At 66.7% G+C, this 568-nt stretch carries 1 protein-coding gene; it reads left to right on the forward strand.

The window, feature by feature from the left end; all coding sequences use genetic code 11:
* On the forward strand, positions 1 to 457 hold a 457-nt coding region (locus B2527_RS06315), incomplete at its 5' end, for an energy transducer TonB (RefSeq protein ID WP_293706682.1).
* Positions 458 to 568: the final 111 nt, after the last annotated feature.

Below are 568 nucleotides of genomic sequence, written 5' to 3' on the forward strand. Positions count from 1 at the left end.
GCCGCCGCCGCCGCCGCCGCAGGACACCCCGCCGCCGCCGGTCAAGAACCTCGCGCCGCCGAAGCCCTCGCCGCTGCCGCCGCCGCCGGAAGCGCCACCGATCGATGTGCCGGAACCGCGTCCCACCGACGTAGTTACGCCGCCGGTGCCGCCGGCACCGCCCGCCCCGCCGGTCGACATCCAGGCCAGCGTGGACATCTCGTCCAAGAACATGAACCCGCCGCGTTACCCGCCGGCCGCTTTCCGCGCCGGTATCCAGGGCGAGGTCATCCTGATCATTGATGTCGACGCCAACGGCAATGTCACCAATGTGTCCGTCGAGAAGTCCAGTCGCAACCGCGACCTCGACCGAGCTGCAATGGAAGCGGCGCGCAAGTGGAAGTTCAACCCCGCCCAGAGCGGTGGGGCGAAGGCAGCTGGTCGCGTTCGCGTCCCGGTCAACTTTGCGCTGAGCTGATCCATGTGGCGGCGGCAACGTCGCCACCGGACCGGTTCAACTTTAGCTACACCCTTTAACACCACACACAACAAAGGTAAGCGTCATGCTGCAGGAAATTTTCATCGCCGC

The organism is Stenotrophomonas sp. UBA7606 (genome assembly GCF_002477705.1).
Classification (GTDB): Bacteria; Pseudomonadota; Gammaproteobacteria; order Xanthomonadales; family Xanthomonadaceae; genus Stenotrophomonas.